Here is a 16,879-nt window from a genome sequence, read left to right as displayed (position 1 = left end):
TGCGTCCCCCTCAGCGGAGGACGTGTCCCTCGACGTCGACCGGTGCCCGCGCGGTGAGCCGCTTCAGCCGCATCGCCGGCCGCTCGATCAGCAGCCAGCTGGCCCAGGCGAGCGGCAGCGTCAGCACGATCGCGAGCAGGACGTAGCCCCAGACCGGCACCCCGGCGCCGGCCAGCGCGAGCGCCAGCAGCTGCTGGACCGGGAACGCGTAGATGTACATCCCGTAGGAGACGTCGTGGGTCGCGCCGAGCCGCCGGAGCGGCAGCCGGGCGCCCAGCGCCAGCATCAGATAGGCGAGCGGCAGGCCGGCCAGCACGCGGTACAGCCCGCTGCCGACCACCAGCGCGAAGAGCACCAGTGCCAGGAGCGCGAGCGGCAGCGTCAGCGGGATCCGATCGCGGAAGAGGTGCACGATCGCGCCCGCCAGGAAGAACGCGACGAGCGTCACCGTCTGGTTGAGCGCCGCGGGGAAGGGCACGCGATCGGTGGCCAGCACGCCGGCGACCAGCGTGAGCCCCGCGAACCCGACGACGACGAGCGGAGCGACCCGCCGCCGCGGCACCACCGAGATCAGCACCCCGATCACGAGGTAGCTGACGAACTCGTAGAAGAGGGTCCAGAGCGAGCCGTTCCACGCGCCCAGGTACGGCACCGTCCCGAGCATGCCGTCGATGCCGAACTCGCGGATGTAGAGCGCCAGGTTGCCGAGCACGAAGCGAGCACCGCCCGCCGCGGTCCACGGCCCGGCCCCGAGCAGCAGCGACGCGAGCGGCGCTATCACGAAGCCGACGACGAGGAGCGACACCAGGAAGGCGGGGTAGATCCGCAGGAAGCGCCGCCAGAGGTAGTCGCGCAGCGAGTGCGAGCGGAGCCGGCTGGCCGTGATCAGGTAGCCGGAGGTGACGAAGAACCCGCCCACCGCCCAGTCGCCCAGGTCGGAGCCGCCGAAGCCCGGATCCTCGCCGTAGCCGCCCAGCGGGAACGAGTGCGACACGATCACGGCCACCGCGAGCCCGAGCCGCAGGGCGTTGACGCTGTTGCTGCGCGGGTCGAAGGCCGACCCGATCGTCGCCCGCCGTCGCCCCTGCGCCGCGTCCTGCGGGGCGCTCACCTGCCGTGTCATCCGCTCAGCCTGGCGCCCGGCCCCCCACCCCGTCCCCCTCCGCCCCCACCCTGTCGCGAACAGACGGACGCGCGCCCTCTCGCCGCCGACGCGACGCGGCGCGCCAGCGTGTCTACGCCGATAGCCGCTTGCTTGTCCACCTTCCTAGACTTACTCTGTGGTCAACGGAACGCGGTCAGCGGCGGACGTGCTCAAGGCGATCCGCCGGAGTGCCCGACGGCGGGGCTGGTCCGTCGAGCAGCTGCCCCGGCGAGGCAAGGGCTCCCACTCGATCTGGATCGTGCTCGACCCCGACGGCGTGGAGCTCGGACGGGTCGGCCTGACCGGGCACTCGGGCCAGATGTCGCAGACCGTCACGCGCTCGAACGAGAGCGCGCTCGAGCACCTCTTCGGAAAGGGCTGGTTGGACTCATGAACCGCTATCAGGTCGTCGTCACTCGCGAGAAGCCGTTCTGGGTGGCGGTCGTGCAGGGCCTCCCGGGGGGCGCGACCGAGTCGCGGTCGCTCGCCCTGCTCGAGGGAGAGGTCCGCGATCTCGTCAGCGGGCTGACGGACGTGGACGAGGACGCGTTCGCGCTGTCGTGGGACTACGGCGCGGCCTTCCCGGACGACGTCGCCGCCGTGCTCGGTCAGGTCAGGATCGCGCGGGAGAACCTGGAGCGCAGCCGCGTCGAGTACGAGCGCCTCCAGCACGACGCGGTCGCCGGCGTCCGCGGCGAAGGAGTGTCCGTGCGGGATGCCGCCGTCCTCCTGAGCCTCTCCCACCAGCGCATCTCGCAGATCGCGTCCTGACGTCCCCGCCCCTCCCGCGAGATGCCACTTGTGCACGCGACACGCCGTGAGAAGCGCGCACAAGTGGCATCTCGCGGAGGGCGTCAGAGCAGCGCGTCCGTCAGGTGGTCCGGCGTGCCGAAGCGGTGGGCCGTGATCGACACGGCCTGCTCCCGGAGGAAGGGGAGCAGCTCCAGCCGGCCCGACTCGGTCGCCTCGCCCGCGTAGACCGCGAGGTCCGGGCGACCGCCGGTGACCGCGGTGACGGAGGCGGCGGGGGCGCCGAGCAGGCGCACCCGGCCGCCCCCGTGCGCGCGCACCCGCGCGGCCCAGGCCGTCTCGTCCTCGACGGCGACCGCCGAGGCTCCGGAGGCGATGGCCGACACGAGCTGCGGCGGCAGCGCGACCGCGCTCGACACCGCGACCCGCGCGCCCGCGGTCGCCGCGGCGACGACGACCCGCACGAGCGAGCCGACCGGCTCGCCCTCCGCCAGCCGGATCAGCACCGGCGCGTCGTACGGCAGGTGCCGGAACACGTTGCGCTCGGCCGCGAGCCCGGTCACGTCCCGCGGACTCCGGCTCGACTGCGCGAGCGCGGCGCTGCGCGCGATCCGCTCGACGCCGTCCGCCTCCGCCGCGGGCAGCTCGGCGCGGGCGGCCGCCACGAGCCGGACCACGCGCGGGTCGGTGACCGTCGCGGTAGCGCTCGACGGCGCCGACGTCCACGACCCCAGCCCCAGCAGGTAGTCCGGCCCGCCCGCCTTCGTGCCCGGCCCGACCGCGGACTTCTTCCAGCCGCCGAACGGCTGGCGCTCGACGATCGCGCCGGTGGTGCCGCGGTTCACGTAGAGGTTGCCGGCCTGGATCCCGCCCAGCCACGCCCCGATCTCCGCGGGATCGAGCGCGTGCAGCCCCGAGGTCAGGCCGTAGTCGACCTCGTTCACCAGCGCGATCGCGTCCTCGAGGGTCGCCGCGGTCATGATCCCGAGGATCGGCCCGAAGTACTCCGTGCGGTGGAACTCGGAGCCGCGCCGCACGCCGTCGCGCACGCCCGGGCTCCAGAGCATCCCCGTGTCGTCGAGCGACCGCGGCGCCAGCAGCCAGCTCTCGCCCTCGCCGAGCACGGTCAGCCCGCGCAGCAGCTTGCCCGCGGCCGGCTCGATGACCGGCCCCATCCGGGTCGCCGGGTCGGTCGGCAGGCCGACGGTGAGCGAGGCGACCGCGTCGAGCAGCTGCGCGCGGAATCGCTTCGAGCGCGCGACCGAGCCGACCAGCACGACCAGCGAGGCCGCCGAGCACTTCTGCCCGGCGTGGCCGAAGGCGCTCGAGACGACGTCCTTCACTGCGAGGTCGAGGTCGGCCGAGGGCGTGACGATGATCGCGTTCTTGCCGCTCGTCTCGGCGAGCAGCGGCAGGTCGTTCCGGAAGGAGCGGAACAGCTCCGCCGTCTCGTAGGCGCCCGTGAGGATCACCCGGTCGACCGCGTCGTGCGCGATCAGGTCGGCGCCGAGCTCCTCCTCCGGCAGGCGCAGCAGCAGCAGCGCCTCGCGCGGCACACCCGCGGCCCAGAGCGCCTCGGCCACCACGGCGCCGCAGCGCGCGGTCGGCCCGGCCGGCTTCAGCACCGCGGCCGAGCCGGCGGCCAGCGCGGCGAGCACGCCGCCCGCGGGGATCGCGACCGGGAAGTTCCACGGCGGAGCGACGAGCGTCAGCTGCGCCGGGTGGAACTCCGCGCCGTCGACGGAGTCGAGCTCGCGCGCCCGCTCGGCGTAGTAGTGCGCGAAGTCGATCGCCTCGGACACCTCCGGGTCGCCCTGGTCGAGCGTCTTGCCGCCCTCGGCGGCCATCACCTCGAGCAGCTCGCCGCGCCGCGCCTCGAGCTCCTCGCCGGCGCGGTGCAGGATGCGGGCCCGCTCGTCGGCGGGCACACGCCCCCACGCGGAGCCGGCGGCGCGGGTCGCGGCGAGCGCCGCCTCCAGCTCCTCGCGGGTGGTGAGAGTCGCGGCCTCGATCGCGTCGACCCCGGCGCGGGAGGAGGGCACGCGGGCCAGGATCTCCTGCGCCCAGGCCCGGTTCTCGGCGACGGAGGGGTCGGTGTCGGGCGTGCTGCGGAAGTCGCCGAAGCCGGGTCGGCCGGCCGCGGCGAAGCGGTCGGCGACCCGGTGCGCGGGCGGCACGGCGCCGTCGAGCGCGCGGACGGAGGCGCGGAAGCGCGCCTCCTCGCGGGCGAACAGGGCCGGCTGCGCCTCCAGCTCGAACACGGCCGACATGAAGTTGTCGCTCGACGCGCCCTCCTCCAGCCGCCGGATCAGGTACGCGATCGCCACGTCGAACTCGGCCGGCGAGACCACCGGCGTGTAGAGCAGCAGCGAGCCGACCGTGCGGCGCACCGCCTCCGCCTGGCCCTGCGCCATGCCGAGGAGCATCTCGTACTCGATCCCCTCGCGGACGCCGCGCTCGCCGGCCAGCAGCCAGGAGTAGGCGACGTCGAAGAGGTTGTGCCCGGCCACGCCGACCCGCACGTTCCGGATCCGGTCCGGGTGCAGCGCGTAGTCGATCACGCGCTTGTAGTTCGTGTCCGAGTCCTGCTTCGTCGACCAGGTCGCGAGCGGCCAGCCGTGCACGGAGGCCTCGACCTGCTCCATCGGCAGGTTCGCGCCCTTGACCAGGCGCACCTTGATGCCGGCGCCGCCGCGGGCCCGCCGCGCCGCGCTCCACTCCTGCAGCCGGATCATCGCGGACAGCGCATCGGGCAGGTAGGCCTGCAGCACGATGCCCGCCTCGAGGCCGAGGAACTCCGGCCGGTCGAGCAGGCGGGTGAAGACCGCGATGGTGAGGTCGAGGTCCTTGTACTCCTCCATGTCGAGGTTGACGAACTTCTGCGGCGTCGCGCTCGCCGCGCGCGCGAACAGCGGAGCGAGCTCCTCGGCGATGTCGTCGACCGCGGCGTCGAACGCCCACGGGTTGTGCGGGGCGACGGTGGAGGAGACCTTGATCGAGACGTAGTCGACGTCGTCGCGCGCGAGCAGCCGGTGCGTGCCCTCCAGGCGGCGCTGCGCCTCCTTCCGCCCGAGCACCGCCTCGCCGAGCAGGTTCATGTTCAGCCGGACGCCGTCGCGGCGGATCTTCGCGATGGCCGGCCCGAGCCGCGAGTCGGTCGCGTCGATGATGAGGTGGCCGACCATCTGCCGCAGCACTCGGCGCGCGATCGGCACCACCACGTCCGGCAGCAGCGGGGCCACCGCGCCGCCGAGCGCGACCGCGCCGCGCATCGGGGCGGGGAGGAAGCGCGGCACGCCGCCGGCGATCGCGCGCAGCGCCGCGGCGGCGACCCTGGTGTCCTCCGGCCGGACCACGCCGTCGACGAAGCCGACCGTGAAGTCGAGGCCCGTCGGGTCCTTGAGCACGCCGGCGAGCTGCGCGCCGGACGCGTCGACCGGGATGCCCGCGGCGTCCTGCAGCCACTGCCGCACGAGCGCGACGCTCGCGTCGACGAGCCCGGGGTCGACGCTGTCGGGAGCGGGCCCGTCGGGGGAGGGGCCGGTGGAGCGGGCAGGAGCTGCGAGATCCGTCATGACCTCAGTATTCGCCGGGGTACCGTTGAGCAGAAGCGACCGTTTCTAACCGTTACCGGTCACTCCTGCTTACTGATTACCCCGACCGAAGCGAGGTCCGCCGTGCTCGACGTCCGCCGCCTGGTGCTCCTGCGCGAGGTCGCCATCCGCGGCACCCTGGCCGCCGCCGCCGAGGCCCTCGCCTACAGTCCCTCCGCGGTGTCGCAGCAGCTCACCGTGCTCGAGCGCGAGACCGGCGTCGAGCTGCTCCGCAAGGTCGGCCGGCGGGTGCAGCTCACCCCGCAGGCCGAGATCCTGGTCGCCGCGGCCGGCGAGGTGCTGGCCCTGCTCGAGCGTGCGGAGGCGGCGCTCGCCGCGTCGGGGGAGTCGGTCACCGGCCGCGTGCGGGTCGCGGTCTTCCAGTCGGCGGCGCTCGCGCTGATGCCCGGCGCGCTGCGGGCGATCGCCGAGCGCGCGCCGGAGGTCCGGGTCGAGATGGTGCAGCGCGAGCCGGAGGGCGCCCTCCACGAGACCTCCTGGGCGCGCGAGTTCGACCTCGTCGTCGCCGAGCAGTACCCCGGCCACTCCGTCTCCTGGCTGCCCGGCCTGGTGCGCGCCGATCTCACCACCGACGCGATCCGCCTCGCCGTCAGCCGCGACTCCGCCGTGCGCGACCTGCGGGGCGCCCGCGACGCGGCCTGGGTGATGGAGCCGCGCGGCACCGCCAGCCGCCACTTCGCCGAGCAGACCTGCCGCGTCGCCGGCTTCGAGCCCGACGTCCGCTTCGAGACCGCCGACCTCCAGGCGCAGATCCGCCTCGCCGCCACCGGCAACGCGGTCGCCCTGATGCCCGACCTGGTCTGGGCGGGCGGCGAGGCCGACTGCCGCCTCCTCGAGCTGCCCGGCCGCCCGCGCCGCACCATCTTCACCGCCCAGCGCGAGGCGCAGCTCGCGTCCCCCGCCGTCCGCGTCTTCCGCGACTGCCTCGCAGACGCCGCCGCGACCTACGCCTGACCCCCCTCCGCGAGATGCCACTTGTGCACGCTTCCCTCGGCGTGTCGCGCGCACAAGTGGCATCTCGCGGGAGGCGCTCACCAGGGGGTGTGGCGCGGACGGGGGACTGCTCGCGGCGGGGGAGGTGCGCTTGGCTGGCCGCACAGCGCCATGACAGCGTTACCACTCCGCCGCTCCGAGGCGCACTCCGCCTCATCATCGAAAGGACCGCCGTGTCCCTGTCCTCCACTCCCACGCCCGGACCGTCCCGCCGAACCGTGAGCACCGCGGCGGTGTGGAGCGCTCCCCTCGCCGCCGCGGTGATCGCGGCGCCTCTCGCCGCCGCCTCCACCGCCACCCTCTGCGAGAGCGCGGTCGCCTTCAGGCGGACCGACAACACCGGCGGTGACACCGCGGTGCTCCTGGCGCCCGCCCCCTCCGGCGCGGTGTCCACAGTGCGGATCACGTCGGTGCTCGCTCCTGGTACGACGACCACGACGCAGGGCCAGAGCTTCAACCTGTCTCAGAGCGGAACCTGCTGGACAGGGGAGTTCGGGGCAACCGACCTCGAGAGCTCCGAAGTGCAGGCGTCGGGTTCCGCGCCCAGGGGCTCGCTGACCCTGAACCAGCGTCGTGAGGGTCCGGTCACCACCCTCCCCAGCCCGGGATCCGACTCGCAGACCCTGACCTTCCAGTTCTTCGATCCGCAGGGGCAAGTGTTCGATCCGGCCGATCTCCAGCTCGAGTTCTACGGCTTCACCGCGAAGGACCGGGAGGCGTGGACGCCGAACCACTGGGACGCGATGTTCTTCAGCGTCGCGCCGACCGCGATCGTCCAGGACGTCCTCTTCGAGGGGACCGGTGCAGGCACGCCCGCCGACCCGTACCGGCGCGAGAACGGAGACGCCGAGACCGGACCGTACTTCCAGAACGACATCTTCTCCTTCGACGTCTTCCCCTCCGGGAGCACGCTCACCTACACCCAGCATGCCGGCAGGCAGGGCTGGCACTCCGTCTTCCTCGCCAGCCTCAGCTTCCGCTCCGCCGTCTGCTGACCCTCCGCGAGATGCCACTTGTGCACGCTTTCGTCGGCGTGTCGCGTGCACAAGTGGCATCTCGCGGGGAGCGATGGGAGCGTGAGCGACATGGGTGCAGACGTGGGTGCAGACGAGGGCCGGCTGGTCGAGACGACGGCCGACGATCCGGTGGCGGCGCGGCTGTTCGCCGTGCAGGAGGCCGAGATCATGCGGCGGTACGGCGGCGACGACCCGGGGCCTCGGCCGCCCGCGGACGCGCCGACGCTGCTGCTGCAGGTCGGCCCCGACGTCGTCGGCTGCGTCGCGCTCGCCGCCGACGGCGAGATCGGCGAGATCAAGCGGATGTTCGTGACCGAGGCGGCGCGCGGCCGCGGTCACAGCCGCCTCCTCCTCGCGGGAGTCGAGGAGCTGGCCGTCCGGCACGGCGTGACGCTGCTCCGCCTCGTCACCGGCATCGAGCAGCCCGAGGCGATGGCGCTCTACAGCAGCTCGGGCTACGACCTCATCCCCGGCTTCGGCTACTGGGGCGACGAGCCGGCGACCCGCTGCTACGCGAAGCGCCTCGACCCCGCCGGGCGCGCGGCCTGAGCCCGTCGCGTCAGAGCTTGGCGAGCTTCGCGCGCGCGATCAGGAACCCGCCGTACATCACCAGGCCGGCCCCGATCACGACGAGCGCGATCGTGCCGTACGGCGGCACGTCGAGGAAGCGCAGCGCACCGTCGAGCCCGGTCGCCCGCCGGGCGTCGCCGGTGATAGCCGCGACCACGAAGAGCCCGCCGGCGATCCCCAGGGCGATCCCCTTCGAGACGTAGCCCGCGGCGCCGAGGATCAGCACGGCCAGACCCCGGCGCCCCGCGGGGATCCGCACGAGCTTGCGGAACCCGCGGCGCACGCCGATGGCGAGGAAGCCGATCCCGCTGCCGAGGACGATCCCGCCGACCACCGTCAGCACGATCGCCCCCGCCGGCCGGGCCAGCAGATCGGTGCTGATCGCGCGGATGGTGGCCGAGGAGCTGGTCGACCCGCCGAGCGCGAACACCAGCGTCGTCCCGGCCAGTGCGAGCGAGGCGAAGCCCTTGCCCGACTCCACGATCCGCCGCCCCCAGCGCTTGGCGCGGCTCGGATCGCTCGAGCGGCTCTGGAAGGTGAACTGCCACAGCCCGAGGGCGACCAGCGCCACCAGCGCCGCCCAGACCACGACGAGCCCGGCCGGACTCTCGGCCATGCGGGCGATCGCCCCGGAGGGATCCGCCTCCTGCGTCGTGTCGTCGCCGAACGCGACGCGGAGCGAGAGCCCGCCGATCAGGAGGTGCACCACGCCGTTGACGGCGAAGCCGAGGCGCGCGAGGCGCCGGAATCGCCGCGTCCGCACCCCCGAGCGCGGCGTCGGCACGCTCACTGTGGACACCGGACCACCCTCTCACGCGTCCACCCCTGTTCCGAGGCGCCCCGGCGGCGGTGGAATGGAGTCCTGCCCGCGCCGATCGCCCCTGCCGCGGACCTCGAGGAAGAAGGACCGCCATGACCACCTGGCTCATCACCGGCTGCTCCACCGGACTCGGCCGCGCGCTCGCGACCGCCGTCCTCGCCCATGGCGACAACGCCGTCGTCACCGCGCGCGACGCCGATTCCGTCCGCGACATCGTCGAGCCGCACCCCGACTCCGCGCTCGCACTGCCCCTCGACGTCACCGACGACGCGCAGGTGGCCTCCGCGGTCGCCGCCGCCGAGGAGCGCTTCGGCGGTGTCGACGTGCTCGTCAACAACGCCGGCTACGGCTACCGCGCCGCCGTCGAGGAGGGCGAGGATGCCGCGGTGCAGCAGCTCTTCGACACCCAGCTCTTCGGCACCGTCCGCACGATCAAGGCCGTGCTGCCCGGGATGCGCGAGCGCCGCTCCGGCACGATCGTCAACCTCTCCTCCATCGGCGCGCGGATCTCGCCCGAGGGCTCGGGCTACTACGCCGCCGTGAAGGCGGCGATCGAGGCCCTCACCGAGTCGCTGCGCAAGGAGGTCGCGCCCCTGGGCATCCGCGCCTTCTCGGTCGAGCCGGGCGGCTTCCGCACCGACTTCGCCGGCCGCTCACTCACCCAGTCCGAGCACCCGATCGCCGACTACGCCGGCACCGCGGGCAAGCGCCGCAAGGAGCACGACACCGTGCACGGCACCCAGAAGGGCGACCCGGCGAAGGCGGCCGCCGCGCTGATCGAGGTCGTCGAGTCGGCGACACCCCCGGCGATCCTGCTGCTCGGCAACGACGCGTCGGACGCCTTCCGCGCCGCGCTCGACGCCCTCCGCTCCGACGTCGACGCCTGGGAGCCGCTCAGCCGCAGCACGGACTTCGCCGACGGGGAGTGAAGACCGGGGCGCCGACGGCTCCGCGCGCCAGCGCGCGAGGGCGCGCCACCTCCGAGAGCTCGCGCCTCCTATCCTGCCGAGGTCGACGGATCCGCCCCCGCGCGCTCCCTGTCGCTCTCTCGAACGGATCCCCATGTCCCAGCACCCGTCCGACCCGGCCGGACCCACCAGGCGGAGCCTCGCCGCGAGCGCGGCCTGGAGCCTCCCCGTCGTCAGCGCGGCGGTCGCGGCGCCGCTCGCCGCGGCGTCGCCCGTCTCCTGCCTCAGCACGACGATGTTCACTCCGACGAGCGTCGCGAGCAACCCCACGGTGCTCACCGCGCTCTCGTCCACCGGGGTGCTGTCGACGGTCAGGATCAGCTCCGTTCTCGCGCCCGGCACCACCACCGAGACCCGGGGTCAGGACTTCGACCTCACGCGGGACGGCAGCCGCTGGGCGTCCAACGGCGACCCGTCGGCGGTAGGGGAGGTCGTGCTCCGCGACTACCCCGACGGATCGCTGATGCTGAACCAGCGTCGGGCCGGGCCGATCGAGGAGGAGCCCTCGCCCGGCTCCGACCTGCAGACCCTGACGTTCGAGTTCCTCGGCGCGGACGGGCGACCGTTCGATCCGACCGATGTCCGGCTGACGATCCAGAACATCACGTCGTTCGCGGTTCCGAACGATCCCTGGCTCGTGGACTGGTGGTCCACCGTCGGCTTCAGTGTCCCGCCCGCGTCGATCTCCGCCATGCCCGGGCACCCGGGAGCCGGTGCGGGCACGGTCGCGGATCCGTTCCGGCGCGACGCCTCCACGGATCTCGGCATCTTCGGAGGTGCCCTCGTCGACACGTTCATCTTCCGCACCTTCCCGTCGGGGAGCACCCTCGCCTTCAGCCAGCACCAGGGCCAGCAGGGCTGGCACGCCATCGCCCTGAGCGCGCTGAGCTTCGTCTCCCGCACCTGCTGAGCGCCGCTCCGAGCGGCGTTCTCGCCTCCTCCACAGGAGGCGGTTCGGCGTGCTCTCCACGGATCGGCGCCGGGGCCGTGCGGGTGTCGGTGGTCGCTGCTGGAATACTCGTATGGACGAGATCGAGAGTGCGGACGCGGACGCGGACGCGGTGCGCGCCGAGGTGCGCGAGCGCGGCGACCGCGCCGGTGCGCTGGCGCGCGCGGCGTCGCCGACGCTGCTGGCGTCCGCGGAGGAGCTGTACCACGGCCACCGGGCGGCGCTGCGGTGTCCGGGGGCGTTCGCGCGGGGTGAGTCCCGGAGCGGATCGAGGGATCTGGTGGAGCGGTCGGTCCGGGCGGAGTTCGCGGTCGCGATGACGGTGTCCGAGCGGGTGGCGTCGCGGGAGCTGGAGTGCGCGCAGCTCCTGCTCGAGGAGCTGCCGCTGACCCGGGCCGCGCTGGCCGGAGCGAGGATCCGGTGGGAGGCGGGTCTGGCGAGCAGCTGCACGAGCAGCCGCTCGCGGAGCGGCACGCTCGCGCCCGGCAGGATCGCGCGGTCTGGGTGACGCCGGAGGTCGACGGCATGGCGACGCTCTGCGTCCTCGCCCCGGCGACCGCGGTGCTGGGCGCCTACGACCGGGCGGATCGGATGGCGCGGTCGGTCCGCGACGGAGGTGACGACGAGCGCACGCTCTCCCAGCTGCGCGCCGATGTCGTGACCGACCTGCTCTGCGACGGCGACGTCGCCGGCACGTTCCCCGAGGGCGTCGAGCGTCCCGAGCCGACGTTCGTGCCCGGCGTGCGAGCGGAGGTGCGCGTGACGATGACCGCGGGCGCGGCGCTCGGCCTCGACGACACTCCCGCCGATCTCGACGGCTACGGCCCGATCCCCGCGGGCGTCGCGCAGAACCTCGCGTTCGCGTCCCTCACCCGCGTGATCACCGAGCCCGACACGGGCGCCGTCGTCTCGGTCGGCCGGACCCACCGCCTCCCGCCGGCGCGGATGCGCCTGCATCTGTAGCTGCGGGACCAGACCTGCCGCCACCCCGGCTGCACCCGCCCGGCATCGACCGCGGAGGCGGACCACACGATCGAGTGGCGCGACGGCGGCGAGACGTCCCTCGAGAACCTCGCGTCTCTCTGCACCAGCCACCACCACCTCCGCCACGGCGACCGCTGGCGCTACACGCTCCGCGACGGCGTCACCGCCTGGACCACCCCCACCGGCCGGCGGATCACCACCCGACCACCGGGCCTCGCGCACACCGTCCCCCCACCCGGCCCGCGCTTCGACGACCTCCCACCGCCGTTCTGACACGCGGGTCTCGATCCGCGCTCCGCACTCCTCGACCGGCGCCCGCCTTTGCCGATCGAGTAGCCCGCGAAGCGGGCGTATCGAGATCCACCCTCATCCGAGCGCCGGCCGATCGATCAAAGCGTCGCCGCGATTACCGCGTCCGCCGGCCCCGCCGCGACCATATCCGTATTGTCCTCGAGCTCGCTGAGCCGTTCCTGTTCATCGTCCGTGACAGCGCTGCTAGAGCGCTCCATCCCCGGAAAGCCGCGAACCGACGCCGTGCGCCAGCGCGGCGATCGCCTCGTCCGTCTCGGCGCCGACCTGCCTACGGTGCTCTCTCATCCGGTCGGCTCTCGACCGTTCCCTCCCTCTCACAGAAATGGATCCGCTATGTCCTCCGCTCCGTCCGAACCCTCCGGCCCTTCGCGCCGCTCCGTCTCCGCGGGTGCGCTCTGGAGCATCCCCGTCGTCAGCGCGGCCGTCGCTGCTCCGCACGCCGCGGCGTCGACGGCTCCGTGCACGAGCATGACGATGTTCACGCCGTCGAGCGTCGCGACCAACCCCGTGGCTCTCACTGCGACCTCGCCCACCGGCACGAGGACCACGATCCGGATCACCTCGATCCTGGCGCCCGACACCACGACCACGACCACGAGCAGGGACAACAGCTCCAATACGGCTCCCGGCACGAGCTACAACCTCACCCAGGGCGGCACCGTCATCTACCCCGGCGGCTCCGTTGACTTCGTCAACGAGTCCGCGACGCGCTTCTTCGAGCCCGGGGTGCTTCTCCTGAACCAGCGTCGCGCCGGGCAGGTCTCCACGGCGGGCGGCGAGCTGATCCCGGAGGTGCCGACGCCGGGCCCGCCTTCGCAGACGCTGATCTTCGAGTTCCTCGACGCGGACGGGAAGGTCTTCGACCCGGTGAATGTCCAGCTCACGTTCGTGGACATCACGTCGCGGGTCGTGAGGGACGAGTTCTACTGGGCTGCGAAGTCCTGGTCGTCCGTCGGCTTCAGCGTCGCGCCCACCTCGATCTCCACCCGCGGCGGTGACGCGGGCGTCGGTGCCGGGACGATCGCCGACCCCTTCCGGCCCGCCACCAAACTTGATGAGACAGCCAGGAACACTCCTCGCTTCGACACCTTCACGTTCCGCTCCTTCCCCTCCGGCAGCTCGCTCGTCTACAGCCAGTTCGGCGGCTACCAGGGCTGGCAGAGCAGCGGGATCTCGGGCCTGGTCTTCGACGCGAGCGACTGCTGACCGCCACCCCCGCCCCCTTGCTGCTCCAGCAGCTCGGGTCCGCCGCTCCCTTGCTGATCGAGTAGCCCGCGCAGCGGGCGTATCGAGATCCCCGCTCCGCGAGATGCCACCTCTGAGCGCGACACGCCGTCGGAAAGCCTCACACGTGGCATCTCGCGGGCGCGCACCCCGCGCCTACACGCCCCAGTTCACGAACGGGGCGCGGAGGCTCGACACGGTGACCTCGTCCTCCGCGATCGCCCCGACCGTGTTCGTCAGATCGGCGCCGTCTCGCGAGCCGACGGTCGTCGTGTCGAAGAGGAAGGAGCCGAGTGAGCCGTCGGTCGTGCTGTCCGGGTGCTCGGCCGCGACGTCGGCCGCCGCGTCGCCCACCGCGACGCCGCCGAGGGTGCTGATCGCGACGTCGCCGACCGCGGCGGCGGTCGCCTCGAGCAGGAAGTCCGGCTCGGGGTACGGGAGCTCCGCCCCGCCCGCGTCGTAGACCTCGGTGTCCTTGAGGGCGAACCCCGGCCAGCTGGAGACGCGGCTGCGGTAGCCCTCGTACGGCACGTCGTCCGACTCGGTCGGAGCGCTGCCGAACGCCTCGGTGAGCGCGGCGACCGCGCCCGTGCCGTCGCGGTAGTCCCAGCTGCCGAGCGCGGTGCCCGAGTCGTCGACCAGTGAGAACGAGGTCGGGCCGATCAGCAGACTCGTGGCGTCCGCGGGCGCCGGGGTCGCGGGAGTCGCCGGAGTCGCGGTGACCGTGGCCGTAGCGGTCACCGTCGCCGTCGCGCCCGCCGTCGGCGCCGTCGTCGGCACCGCCTCCTCCGCGGCCGGGCTGCAGCCGGCCAGCACGGCGACCGCCCCCGCCGCCAGAGCGGCACGGAGAACGGTTCGACAACGGATCATCACGGTCAGCTCCTGACGATGTTCGCGGGCTCCTCCTGCGATTCTCCCTCCACCCGCTCGAATTCGACCCGCTGGATCCGATTGACCGCGACGACGCTGTACTGCTCGTGCCCGCGGACGACCGGCAGGAACTGCCGCGTCTCGAGGTCGTGCGCGAGCTTGTGCCGGTCGCCGTGGAAGGTGCAGAGGTGCGCCCTCTGCTCGGGATCGTCGGCGAGGTAGAGCACCAACCGGAGGACGGGCATCGTGTCCCTTCGGGAGATCTGTCAGCGGTGTGAGCGTCCAGCGTGACAGGAACAGTGACACAGCGGGACCCGTCGCCGGAGGTCCACCGACCCCCCTTCTACGGGATCGGCGGCTCCTCCGGGATCGCCGGATCCTCCGAGCGCGCCTCGGGCGCCGGGCCCGCGGAGTCCCGCCAGACGATCCGGTTCGGCAGGATCACGTGCGCCTCCGGGCGGTCGAGGCCGGCGACCCGCGCGAGGATCTCGACCGCGAGCAGGCGCCCCGTCTCCCGCGCGTCCTGGTGCACCGTCGTGAGCGCCGGCCTCGCGCCCGCCGCCCACGGAGCGTCGTCGAACCCGACGACCGCGACGTCCTCGGGCACGCGCAGACCGCGGCCGTCGAGCGACTCGAGGGCGCCGAGGGCCAGGAGGTCGGAGGCGCAGACGAGCGCGTCGAAGGCCGCGCCGCGCTCGAGGAGGGTGTCCGCGGCGGCCCGGCCGGCCCGGCTCGTCCACTCCTCCGCCGTGACGATCAGGCGGGAATCGAGCGACCCGCCCAGCGCCTGGGCGTAGCCGTCGTGCCGCAGCGCGGCGGCCGTCGCGTGCCCCGGCCCCCGGATCTCGGCGATCCGCCGTCGACCGCCCGCGAGGAGCAGCTCGGTGATCCTCCTGGTGCCGCCGACGTTGTCCGTGTCGACGGAGGGGACGTCCGCGTGCAGCGACGAGCTGCTCGCCGTCACGATCGCGGTGCGGTGCAGCAGGGCGGCGTCGACGATCGGATCGTCGGGGCGCATCGCGACGAGGATCGCGCCGTCCACCCAGCCGCCCGTGACCAGCTGCCCGATCCGGAGGGCGGACTCGTCGTCGTCGACGATCAGGACGACCATCTGGAACCCGCTCGCGGACAGCTCCCTGTTCGCGCCGACCGCCATCTCGCTGAGATTCGGGTCTGCGAAGAACCGGCTCGTGTCCTCCCGCACCACGAACGCGATGGAGCGCGTGCTCCGGCGCACGAGCGAGCGGGCGGTCTGGTTGGGGGTGTAGCCGACGAGGCCGATGGCGTGCTCGATCGCGGCGGCGGTGGCGGGAGTCACGACGGTCGTCTTGTTCAGGTAGCGGGACACCGTCGCGTGCGAGGTCCCGGCGGCCCGCGCGACGTCCACGATCGTCGCCCTGCGTCCCTGCACCACATGCCCCCCTTTCGTCCGTTTCTCCACAGGGTAGGTGAGAACGTGTGCACGGCTCCGCGGCCCTGTGCTAGCTTCGCCTCACTCCCCCCGTGAACACGTGTTCACCTCCCGGTTCCCCGCACTGTCGCGCCGTCCCGGGAGCGGATCGGCGGCACGGCGGGTGGGCGCCCGACTCCCGGTGCGCCCCGGGCGCTCCTCACGAGAGGCGCGTCCCCGATCGAGAAGGAGAGAACGATGAGAGATGCAGAAGCGGCCGACGGAGTCCGTGCCCACGCCGTCAGCCGGCGCAGTTTCGTGATCGGCGCGGGAGCGGCTGCAGCGGCCGTGCCCGTCCTCGGGGCGGCAGCGACGCCGGCCTATGCGGCCGGTTTCGAGGACGTCCTGACGAACACCTTCACCAGCTACTCGGCCCTCGAGTCGGCCTGGAACTACCTGTACCCCTGGGGTTCCGACCACAACGGCTCGGCGCGGATGTTCGCGAGCCCCACCGACCACTCGCACGTCTCGCTCGCCGGGGGCGTCCTCACGCTCACGGCGACGCGGCTCGCGAGTCCGGAGTCGAAAAGCACGTCCGACCCGTTCCTGCCCACCTGGTACCACTCGGGCACCATCAACACCAAGGTGAAGGTCTCGATCACGGACCAGTTCCCGCAGTGGGAGGTGAAGGGCGACTTCCAGGCGCCGACCGCCCCCGGGACCTGGCCGGCCTTCTGGCTGACCGCGGTGAACGGCTGGCCGCCGGAGAGCGACATCCTCGAGTTCAAGGGCACGTCGTCCAACCTGTTCAACTCCTTCCAGACACCGACGGACGTCCAGTCCACGATCGTCCCGGTCGCGAACGCCGCGTCGACGTGGCACACCTACCGCACGTGGATCGAGAAGGTCAACGCGCGGGACGTCGACTTCCACTACTACCTCGACGGTCAGTGGCAGGCCACGCACCGGATGCTCGACTACGTCGGCAAGCCCATGCACTGCATCATCAACCTGCAGATGGAGGGCTCCTCCGGCCCCAACGGCCCGGGCGGGACGACGACCTACCGGGCGCGGAACGTCTACATCGGGCGCAACCGGGCCTTCTGAGCCGGCAGCGCCTCCTGAACCGCAGGGGGTCCGGCGCGGCACGCCCTCGCCGCCCCGGGCCCTCTGCCTCTCCCCGCCGAGCGCAGCTCCGCGCGGATCATCGGTACCGGGGTCCGATTGGTCAGTTCCCGCCGCACGGCCGACGAGTGCCAGAAAGGAGGCCGGTGG

Annotated in this window: 17 protein-coding genes; 11 read left to right on the top strand and 6 right to left on the bottom strand. The window is 73.1% G+C overall.

Annotated elements, in window-relative coordinates; translation table 11 throughout:
• Nucleotides 1-10 precede the first annotated feature (10 nt).
• Nucleotides 11-1,123 (bottom strand): acyltransferase, encoded by a 1,113-nt coding sequence (locus GSU72_RS16965; RefSeq protein ID WP_159986084.1) that lies wholly within the window; start codon nucleotides 1,121-1,123, stop codon nucleotides 11-13.
• 157 nt (nucleotides 1,124-1,280) lie between these two features.
• Between GSU72_RS16965 and GSU72_RS16960 the strand changes: the two genes are divergently transcribed.
• Nucleotides 1,281-1,538 (top strand): hypothetical protein, encoded by a 258-nt coding sequence (locus GSU72_RS16960; protein WP_208545090.1) that lies wholly within the window; start codon nucleotides 1,281-1,283, stop codon nucleotides 1,536-1,538.
• Nucleotides 1,535-1,915, top strand: a complete 381-nt coding sequence (locus tag GSU72_RS16955; RefSeq protein ID WP_159986083.1) for a MerR — start codon at nucleotides 1,535-1,537, stop codon at nucleotides 1,913-1,915. Before GSU72_RS16960 ends, GSU72_RS16955 begins: the two co-directional genes overlap by 4 nt.
• 83 nt (nucleotides 1,916-1,998) lie before the next feature.
• On the opposite strand, the gene GSU72_RS16950 is transcribed toward GSU72_RS16955, so the two are convergent.
• The gene (locus GSU72_RS16950; RefSeq protein ID WP_159986082.1) at nucleotides 1,999-5,469 is read right to left on the bottom strand and encodes a bifunctional proline dehydrogenase/L-glutamate gamma-semialdehyde dehydrogenase; all 3,471 of its coding nucleotides are present in this window, start codon (nucleotides 5,467-5,469) and stop codon (nucleotides 1,999-2,001) included.
• A 102-nt stretch (nucleotides 5,470-5,571) separates the two neighbouring features.
• Between GSU72_RS16950 and GSU72_RS16945 the strand changes: the two genes are divergently transcribed.
• The 3 genes from GSU72_RS16945 to GSU72_RS16935 all read left to right on the top strand — a co-directional run bounded on the left by GSU72_RS16945 (nucleotide 5,572) and on the right by GSU72_RS16935 (nucleotide 8,066).
• The gene (locus GSU72_RS16945; protein WP_159986081.1) at nucleotides 5,572-6,462 is read left to right on the top strand and encodes a LysR substrate-binding domain-containing protein; all 891 of its coding nucleotides are present in this window, start codon (nucleotides 5,572-5,574) and stop codon (nucleotides 6,460-6,462) included.
• A 212-nt stretch (nucleotides 6,463-6,674) separates the two neighbouring features.
• Complete coding sequence (locus tag GSU72_RS16940; protein WP_159986080.1) at nucleotides 6,675-7,496, top strand: hypothetical protein; 822 nt, start codon at nucleotides 6,675-6,677, stop codon at nucleotides 7,494-7,496.
• 90 nt (nucleotides 7,497-7,586) lie between these two features.
• Nucleotides 7,587-8,066, top strand: coding sequence for a GNAT family N-acetyltransferase (locus tag GSU72_RS16935; RefSeq protein ID WP_159986079.1), 480 nt, complete (start codon nucleotides 7,587-7,589; stop codon nucleotides 8,064-8,066).
• 10 nt (nucleotides 8,067-8,076) lie between these two features.
• Here GSU72_RS16935 and GSU72_RS16930 read toward each other — a convergent pair whose 3' ends face one another.
• On the bottom strand, nucleotides 8,077-8,886 hold the full coding sequence (locus GSU72_RS16930; protein ID WP_159986078.1) for a DUF1206 domain-containing protein: 810 nt from the start codon (nucleotides 8,884-8,886) through the stop codon (nucleotides 8,077-8,079).
• A 113-nt stretch (nucleotides 8,887-8,999) separates the two neighbouring features.
• On the opposite strand from GSU72_RS16930, the gene GSU72_RS16925 reads away from it, so the two are divergent.
• From GSU72_RS16925 to GSU72_RS16900, 5 genes are all read left to right on the top strand, one after another.
• Nucleotides 9,000-9,836 (top strand): oxidoreductase, encoded by an 837-nt coding sequence (locus GSU72_RS16925; protein WP_159986077.1) that lies wholly within the window; start codon nucleotides 9,000-9,002, stop codon nucleotides 9,834-9,836.
• A gap of 133 nt (nucleotides 9,837-9,969) precedes the next feature.
• The gene (locus tag GSU72_RS16920) at nucleotides 9,970-10,785 is read left to right on the top strand and encodes a hypothetical protein (protein WP_159986076.1); all 816 of its coding nucleotides are present in this window, start codon (nucleotides 9,970-9,972) and stop codon (nucleotides 10,783-10,785) included.
• 112 nt (nucleotides 10,786-10,897) lie between these two features.
• The gene (locus GSU72_RS16915) at nucleotides 10,898-11,332 is read left to right on the top strand and encodes a hypothetical protein (protein WP_159986075.1); all 435 of its coding nucleotides are present in this window, start codon (nucleotides 10,898-10,900) and stop codon (nucleotides 11,330-11,332) included.
• On the top strand, nucleotides 11,329-11,787 hold the full coding sequence (locus GSU72_RS16910) for a DUF222 domain-containing protein (protein ID WP_159986074.1): 459 nt from the start codon (nucleotides 11,329-11,331) through the stop codon (nucleotides 11,785-11,787). Before GSU72_RS16915 ends, GSU72_RS16910 begins: the two co-directional genes overlap by 4 nt.
• Before the next feature lie 666 nt (nucleotides 11,788-12,453).
• Nucleotides 12,454-13,326: a hypothetical protein gene (locus GSU72_RS16900; protein ID WP_159986073.1), complete on the top strand. Its 873-nt coding sequence runs from the start codon at nucleotides 12,454-12,456 to the stop codon at nucleotides 13,324-13,326.
• Between the two features lie 174 nt (nucleotides 13,327-13,500).
• Here the strand turns inward: GSU72_RS16900 and GSU72_RS16895 are convergent, their stop codons facing one another.
• The 3 genes from GSU72_RS16895 to GSU72_RS16885 form a co-directional block, all read right to left on the bottom strand.
• On the bottom strand, nucleotides 13,501-14,214 hold the full coding sequence (locus GSU72_RS16895) for a hypothetical protein (RefSeq protein WP_159986072.1): 714 nt from the start codon (nucleotides 14,212-14,214) through the stop codon (nucleotides 13,501-13,503).
• A gap of 5 nt (nucleotides 14,215-14,219) precedes the next feature.
• Nucleotides 14,220-14,459, bottom strand: a complete 240-nt coding sequence (locus tag GSU72_RS16890; RefSeq protein WP_159986071.1) for a hypothetical protein — start codon at nucleotides 14,457-14,459, stop codon at nucleotides 14,220-14,222.
• Nucleotides 14,460-14,557: 98 nt separating this feature from the next.
• Nucleotides 14,558-15,625: a LacI family DNA-binding transcriptional regulator gene (locus GSU72_RS16885; protein ID WP_208545089.1), complete on the bottom strand. Its 1,068-nt coding sequence runs from the start codon at nucleotides 15,623-15,625 to the stop codon at nucleotides 14,558-14,560.
• Nucleotides 15,626-15,862: 237 nt separating this feature from the next.
• On the opposite strand from GSU72_RS16885, the gene GSU72_RS16880 reads away from it, so the two are divergent.
• Complete coding sequence (locus tag GSU72_RS16880; protein WP_159986070.1) at nucleotides 15,863-16,711, top strand: family 16 glycosylhydrolase; 849 nt, start codon at nucleotides 15,863-15,865, stop codon at nucleotides 16,709-16,711.
• Nucleotides 16,712-16,879 lie beyond the last annotated feature (168 nt).

Source organism: Rathayibacter sp. VKM Ac-2760 (assembly GCF_009834185.1).
In the GTDB taxonomy this organism is placed as follows: Bacteria; Actinomycetota; Actinomycetes; order Actinomycetales; family Microbacteriaceae; genus Rathayibacter.
The sequence above is the reverse complement of the archived record's forward strand: the minus strand, read 5'-3'. Positions and strand labels throughout refer to the sequence as shown.

What these genes read in the sequence shown, in the direction of transcription:
- GSU72_RS16965 (WP_159986084.1), bottom strand. Translation starts at nt 1,123, where the DNA reads ATGACACGGCAGGTGAGCGCCCCGCAGGACGCGGCGCAGGGGCGACGG.
- GSU72_RS16955 (WP_159986083.1), top strand. Translation starts at nt 1,535, where the DNA reads ATGAACCGCTATCAGGTCGTCGTCACTCGCGAGAAGCCGTTCTGGGTG.
- GSU72_RS16950 (WP_159986082.1), bottom strand. Translation starts at nt 5,469, where the DNA reads ATGACGGATCTCGCAGCTCCTGCCCGCTCCACCGGCCCCTCCCCCGAC.
- GSU72_RS16935 (WP_159986079.1), top strand. Translation starts at nt 7,587, where the DNA reads ATGGGTGCAGACGTGGGTGCAGACGAGGGCCGGCTGGTCGAGACGACG.
- GSU72_RS16925 (WP_159986077.1), top strand. Translation starts at nt 9,000, where the DNA reads ATGACCACCTGGCTCATCACCGGCTGCTCCACCGGACTCGGCCGCGCG.
- GSU72_RS16920 (WP_159986076.1), top strand. Translation starts at nt 9,970, where the DNA reads ATGTCCCAGCACCCGTCCGACCCGGCCGGACCCACCAGGCGGAGCCTC.
- GSU72_RS16915 (WP_159986075.1), top strand. Translation starts at nt 10,898, where the DNA reads ATGGACGAGATCGAGAGTGCGGACGCGGACGCGGACGCGGTGCGCGCC.
- GSU72_RS16900 (WP_159986073.1), top strand. Translation starts at nt 12,454, where the DNA reads ATGTCCTCCGCTCCGTCCGAACCCTCCGGCCCTTCGCGCCGCTCCGTC.
- GSU72_RS16895 (WP_159986072.1), bottom strand. Translation starts at nt 14,214, where the DNA reads ATGATCCGTTGTCGAACCGTTCTCCGTGCCGCTCTGGCGGCGGGGGCG.
- GSU72_RS16890 (WP_159986071.1), bottom strand. Translation starts at nt 14,459, where the DNA reads ATGCCCGTCCTCCGGTTGGTGCTCTACCTCGCCGACGATCCCGAGCAG.
- GSU72_RS16880 (WP_159986070.1), top strand. Translation starts at nt 15,863, where the DNA reads ATGAGAGATGCAGAAGCGGCCGACGGAGTCCGTGCCCACGCCGTCAGC.